The 5784-nt window shown below is 69.5% G+C and carries 3 protein-coding genes; 1 reads left to right on the top strand and 2 read right to left on the bottom strand.

From position 1 onward, the window contains the following. Positions 1-1019: 1019 nt before the first annotated feature. Together xerC and E8D38_RS27075 are read right to left on the bottom strand one after the other, a co-directional pair. Entirely contained in the window at positions 1020-2132 is a 1113-nt protein-coding gene (gene xerC / locus E8D38_RS27070; RefSeq protein WP_181179526.1) for a site-specific tyrosine recombinase XerC, read from the bottom strand. A gap of 5 nt (positions 2133-2137) precedes the next feature. Continuing rightward, on the bottom strand, positions 2138-5191 hold the full coding sequence (locus tag E8D38_RS27075; protein WP_140637390.1) for a CHC2 zinc finger domain-containing protein: 3054 nt from the start codon (positions 5189-5191) through the stop codon (positions 2138-2140). A 150-nt stretch (positions 5192-5341) separates the two neighbouring features. Between E8D38_RS27075 and E8D38_RS27080 the strand changes: the two genes are divergently transcribed. Beyond that, positions 5342-5740: a helix-turn-helix domain-containing protein gene (locus tag E8D38_RS27080; RefSeq protein WP_246099725.1), complete on the top strand. Its 399-nt coding sequence runs from the start codon at positions 5342-5344 to the stop codon at positions 5738-5740. Positions 5741-5784: the final 44 nt, after the last annotated feature.

The raw sequence follows: 5784 nt of genomic DNA on the forward strand, positions 1-5784 counted from the left end.
GCTATAGAAGTCGCGCCGGTCCTGCGCCTGCAACTGCTCGTCGATGAACTGCCCGAGCACGTCCTCCTGCTGGCTGCCCCTCGTGCTTTCAGCCGCGAGGGAACTACCCAACGCATTGCCAAACGCAGTTGGTCCGACGCTCCGTCGTAGCCACAGCACCCCGCGCGCGAGCATCGGCGCGGCTTGGCGCCCAGCAGGCCCTGCGCGCCAGCGCCTGGCGCGCGCCCCGCGCGCGCGAAGTGCGGTTTTGAGGCTGCAGTGTCTAAGGTCGCAATTTGCGACCTCAAGAGCGCCTGCGGCGCAGCGGCTAAGGGGAAGAAGCTCCGGCGCTTCCTTCCTTAGCCGCCGTGTTCTCGTCGCGGCCCTCGGTATCGCATCGAGTCAAGGCCGCGCGCAGCGCGCCCGCAGGGCTTGGCCTTGACGCGCCACGGCCAGGCGCACGCTTGCGCATGCGGGGGCAAGACGAGACTTCGGCTTGCCCCCGCATCGAGACCGCGTTGCTCTTGCGTGAGCCACTTTGGAGGGAGCCCCCTGCGGGGGCGGACGGGAGGACGGGCAGACGGGGCGGGCAAGGAGTGGCGCGCAGCGGCACGACCCCGCACCGGCTGACCGGCCGGGGTGGGCGGGGGCTCCACTCGTGAGGACTGCGCGCAGCGCACTGGCCAGAACCCTTGCGGCGCAGCCGCACGCGCTGCAGTGCCGCAGGCGCTGCGGGGCGCCAGACATAACGGGGGTTGCGCGCGCTCGGGCTGCCGAGCGAGCCCGGCGAGCGAACAGCCCGGGCGCGGGCAACAGCCCGTTATGTGAAGTGCCGCAGGCACTTCCCCCGCTGCGCCTGCCAAGCACTGACGGGCTCAATGCCCGGCTGGGCTTGTGTTCGTGGCTACGCGCCGCTTGCGGCGCCTGGCTTCAAGGGCGGTGGCACGCCTCGACGTGTCCAGCGGCGCGCGGGTTGCTCTCGCAAGCCGCGTGACGCCCGCACCGTCGGTGACATCGGCGCCCGCAGTTCAGCGGCGCCGTCAGGCGTCCGCTGCAACGCCGCCGCCGGCATCCTCGTCCGCCTCTTGCTCGGCTTCGCGCGCCAAGGTCTGCAGAAGCGCCTCTGCGGCGTTTGGCGCGTCGGGGTGAGAGGTAGCGGCGTCCTCGACCGTTTGCGCGCTCCTGGCGCGGCGCTTCGCGCCCGGATGCGTCATCGCATGCACCGCCTGCAGTTGCCGGATCGCCACCTGCGTGTAGATCTGCGTCGTCGAGAGCTCCGCATGCCCGAGCATCGCCTGGATGAAGCGCAGGTCCGCGCCGCCTTCGAGCATCAGCGTGGCCATCGTGTGGCGCCACAGGTGGCAGCCCCCGCGCTTGCCGATGCCGGCGGCGTCCACGCGCTGGGCCATGCGCGTGGACAGCCACAGCGCGCTCAACGGCTTGCCCTCGGCGCCGAGGAACAACGTCTTGTCCTCGGCGTTCCAGCTCAGCAGCGGGCGGCCGCGTTCGAGGTACTCGCTCACCCAGTACAGCGCCCGTTCGCCCACAGGCAGCAAGCGGTCCTTGCCGCCCTTGCCTTCGCGGATCAGCATCACACCGCGCTCGGCCTCGATGTCGCCCAGCTCCAGCCGCGCGATCTCGTGGCGGCGGATGCCGGTCGCATAGAGCAGCTCCAGCATCGTGCGGTCGCGCAGGCCCACCGGCGTCTCCAGTTCGACGCCGGCCATCACGCGCTCGGCCTCCTCGGCAGTCAGCACGGTGCGCGGCAAGCGCTTGATCTTCCTCGGCAGCTCCAGGTCGGCCGCCGGGTTCGCCGGGATCTCGGCGGCCTTGGTCAGCCAGCGGAAGAAGCCGCGCAGCGGCACCAGCTTGCAGCGCTGGCTGCTCACGCTCAGCGGTGCACCGTCCTTCTTGCGGTAGTGGTAGAGCCAGCGCTGGTAGCGCTCCAGCACCGGCCGTGTCACTTGCTGTGGATGCGTCACGCCGCGTTCGTCTGCCCAGCCGATGAACTCGCGGATGTAGCGCTCGGCCGTGGCCATGCCGCTGGGCCGGTAGCCGCGCACGCCCAGGTGTTCGAGGTAGCGCCGCAGCGCGGCGGTCAGCCCGCGCAGGTCGTTCGGCGCACCGGCGGTGAAGCGCTCGCGGGGGCGCATGGCCGTCAATGCGCGGCTGTCGGTACGACAGGACGAGGCGCGGTTTCGGCAGAGATAGGCGTTTTGGCGCCGTTGAGCTTTTGCGCCCTAGCATCGGCCGGCAACCCGCATGGCGGCTCGCTTTGCACCGCATCGACCCCACCCCGACCGAGGCCCGACCACCCACCGACCAGGGGCCGACCGGACCCCGACCGAAGGCCCTGCAACCCCGACCGGTCGCCGTCGTAGTCGTGCGCCAGTGCGTCCACGTCGACCAGGCCGCTGAAGTGCGCACGGGCGTCCTCGCCGCCGTCGTCGTGTTTCGCGTCGTAGATCAGCTCGTACTCGTGCGCCAGGCCGCGGCGGTGCAGCGCCAGGTGCTCGAAGTCCACCAGGCGCGCCAGGTGCACCTTCAGCTGCGTGTCGCCCCAGCGCGTGGCCGCGCGCAGCTGCGCGCGCGTGAAGCGCCATTGGCTTTGCGGCACGTTGCGCTCGGTGCATTCGGCCTGCACCCATTCGCGCACGAGCGTGAGCAGGCGCCGCGTCTGCGGCGGCAGCTCGTCCAGCGTGCGGCCGAGCACTTCGTGCGCGATGGCGTTGGCCAGCGCGATGTCTTGCTTGGTGACCTCGATGTAGGAGATGAGCTTGCCGCGACGTTCGACGGTCTTGACCTCGCGCTGGTGCTGGTGCAGCAGCGCAATCGCACGGATCAGCGTCAGGTACTTCATGTGGTCGCGCCGCGCGCGCGTCTTGTTCGCCGCGAAGCTCAGCTCGTTGGCGTAGGGGTTCACCACCCGCACGGCGCTGAGCAGGCGCTGCGCGTTGTGGTGCAGCGCGCCGATGGCTTCGCGCTCGTCGGCCTGCAGCATGCCTTCCAGCGTCTGCCTGTGGCGCTGGCGCGCATGGATCGCGCGCGTCTGCTCGGGGCTTTCGTTGACGGTAAGCACCAGGCAGCGGTTGAGCAGCTCTTCGTCGACGTCGATGGCCGTCGTCGTGAGCATCAGCATCACCGGGCCTTTGACGGTGTATTGCCGCGTGCTGAGGTTGCCGGTGGCCTCGTCCTTGGCGGTGCTGGCGATGGTCAGCTCGCCATCGCTTTGCAGCAGCTTCAAGGCATAGGCGGCCTGGCGCACGCCTTCTTCCTCCGCAATCGCCAGGATCTTGTGCTGCAGGTTCGTCTCGCCCAGGTAGAACAGGCTCTGCCCCGTCATCGCCGAGTAGCGGATGCGCTCTTCTTCCGGCACCAGTTGCAGTACCGCGTCCATGAGGCTCGACTTGCCGGCCGCGCTCGAGCTTTGGATCAGCACCGCCAGCGGCGTGTCCAGCTTGCGGCTCACCGCCGCCAGGTACGCCGCCAACAGGTTCAAGTCTTCACCCACCACGCCCAGCGCGTGCAGGTCCGTGACGATGCGCTCGATGAGGTTCGGGCTTTGCAGCAGCTCCAAGGCCTGGGCTTCTTCGTCGGCGCTGAGCACCGGCGCCTTGGCCGCACTCACGCGCTCGCGTGCCTGCGTGAGCAGCGCATCCTGCAAGGCTTCGAGCTTGAGCAGCACGGCGCCCAGCTCGCGTTTCATCGCGTCTTCGCTCAGCCCCAGCTCGACGCTGGCCGCGCGCAGGAAGGCCGCGCGGCTCCTGGCCGCGTACAGGTCCAGCGTGTCCACGAAGTACGCCCCCAGCGTCGAGTCGGCCGCCGCACCAGGTTCCGGCTTGCGCCTGGCCTGCACGTTGACCTTCATGACCTCGGCGCTGGTGTTTTTCTTCCAGCCGCGCACGCGCCAGGCCAGCGCCCCGGTGTCCAGCTGCAGCTCGTCGGGCAGCTCGGCCGGCACAGCCTCCTCGGCCTTTTCATCCGCTCGTGGCGCCGGCAGCTCGGCGGCTGAAGAAGGAAGTGCCGGCGCGTCTTCGGTCGGCAACTGTGGCTCGGGCGTCTTGTCCTCAGCCGCCGGCACCGGCCGCACACCGCCCACCCACTGCGCCTGCCGCACCACCAGCGCCAGCGACTTCGCCGCCGGCGTCACCTTGCGCGCGTATTCGTTGGCATCCATGCCCTTGGGGAACACCACGCGCAGCACCTCGAAGCCCTCGCCGATCAGCTCGGGCGCCAGCTTTTCGGCCGCGCGCTCGCCCGCGTCGTCGCGGTCGTAGGCGATCAGCACGCGCTCGATGCCCTGCACCTTGAAGGCCTGCAGCAGGTCGGCCGTGAAGCCCTCCGCGCCGAAGCTGCTGGTCACGTTCGTGAAGCCGGCGCACCAGAAGGTCAGCGCGTCGATCAAGGCCTCGCACAGGATCACGTCACGCTGGCCAGGCGCGCGCAGCCCCGCCTCGATGACACCGGCCAGGTTGAACACGCCCGCATGCGGCCCCGGCAGGTACAGGTGTTTGGGCGTGCCCGGGCGCAGGTCGTCGCGCAGCTTGCGCCCGTACACCTCCACCACCTGGCCCGCCGCGTCGAACACCGGCACCACCAGCGAGCCGTTGAAGTGCTCGTGGCCGCTGTCGCGCAGCAGCCCGATCTTCTGCAAGCGCTCACGGATCGCGGCACCGGCCTGGCGGTTTTTCTGCGGCAGCCTCAAGCCCAGCGTGCGGTCGGCCACCCCGAGCTTGAAGGTGTCCACCAGTGCCGGGTGATCGAGCCCACGCGCAGCCAGGTAGGCCTGCGCTTCGGCCGTCTCCTTCAGCCGCTGGTGGTAGTAGTCCAGCGTCTGCGCCAGCAGCGCCTGGTCATCAGCATCGAGGGCCACCGGCGCCGGCAAGCTGCGCACCGTCGTGCGCTTGGCAGGGGCAGCACCAGCAGCTAAGGAAGGATCGTCCTTCAGCAACTCCACCGCATGCCGGAAGCTCACGCCCCGGCTCTTCATCACCCAGTCGATGGGCCCGCCGCCGATGCCGCAGCCGAAGCAGTGCCACAGGTTCTTTGCCGGACTCACGACGAGAGAGGCGTCCCGGTCGTCGTGGAACGGGCAGCGCCCCAGCCAGTCCTTGCCGCAGCGCTTGAGCTCCACCCCCGAGGCCTCGACCAGGCGCTGCACCGAGATGTCGTCCTTCAGCCGCTGCAGCTCGTGCTCGGGGATGCGTGCCATGCCGTTCTCCGTCAGTCCCGGACATACACCGGGTTGCTAAACAATTTGAAGGACGGCACACTATACACAGCATGTATACATGTCAAGCCCGAGGCTTCAATGCACCCCCACACCTTCCTAGACTCGCCCCATCGCTTGGAACGCATTTCGATGGGCAAACGCATTCAACCGGTCGCCGCAGCTTCGCCCGCCAGCTTCGGCGAGCGCCTGGCCAGCCTGCGCAAGGCGGCCGGGTTCACGCAGGTGGAGCTGGCCGCCGAGCTGGGCATCTCGCAGCGCATGGTGGCCTACTACGAGAGTCCGGCGGCCACGCCGCCGGCCAATCTGCTGCCGCAGATCGCCGCCGCGCTGGGGGTGTCGATCGATGAGCTGTTCGGCGTGGGCGCGCCCAAGCGGCGCCTGGCCAAGCAGGAGGGCGACAGCCGGCTGCGCCGGCGCCTGCTGGCCATCGAGAAGCTGGACGTGGCCGACAAGCGCCAGGTGCTTCAGCTGCTGGATGCGTTCATCGAGCGCGGGCAGCTCAAGCGCAAGGCGGAGAGCCGCACTTGAGCGCCGCCGCACCGCAGCTGGATTTCGAATGGGACCCGCTCAAG

Source organism: Methylibium rhizosphaerae (genome assembly GCF_006386545.1).
In the GTDB taxonomy this organism is placed as follows: domain Bacteria; phylum Pseudomonadota; class Gammaproteobacteria; order Burkholderiales; family Burkholderiaceae_C; genus Pseudorivibacter; species Pseudorivibacter rhizosphaerae.